The sequence below is a fragment of the Bradyrhizobium uaiense genome (genome assembly GCF_010811875.1).
In the GTDB taxonomy this organism is placed as follows: domain Bacteria; phylum Pseudomonadota; class Alphaproteobacteria; order Rhizobiales; family Xanthobacteraceae; genus Bradyrhizobium; species Bradyrhizobium uaiense.
The window spans coordinates 1-246 of record NZ_VKHP01000830.1 but is presented as its reverse complement, the minus strand read 5'-3'; the positions used below and the strand labels follow the sequence as shown (position 1 = coordinate 246).

1 pseudogene is annotated in these 246 nt (G+C 67.9%); it reads left to right on the top strand.

From position 1 onward, the window contains the following. Positions 1-133 (top strand): annotated as a pseudogene (locus tag FNJ47_RS55190) (DegT/DnrJ/EryC1/StrS family aminotransferase); the annotation flags it as partial. Positions 134-246 lie beyond the last annotated feature (113 nt).

The following is a 246-nucleotide window of genomic DNA, read 5'->3' as shown; positions in this document are numbered from 1 at the left end:
CCTGTTCGTGCTCGATGATGCCGCGCAGGGCTTCGGCGCAACCTACAAGAACCGCAAGCTCGGCACCTTCGGGCTCGCGACCGGGACCAGCTTCTTCCCGGCAAAGCCGCTCGGCTGCTTCGGCGACTGCGGCGATCGCATCGTGATCGGCGCTCTGGCCGAACAGATCGACCGGGATCACGGCCACCGGCTTCAGCCCGCGCGCCCGCGCCGTCGCAACGCCGCGCTTGAGCGAATTGATGTCGA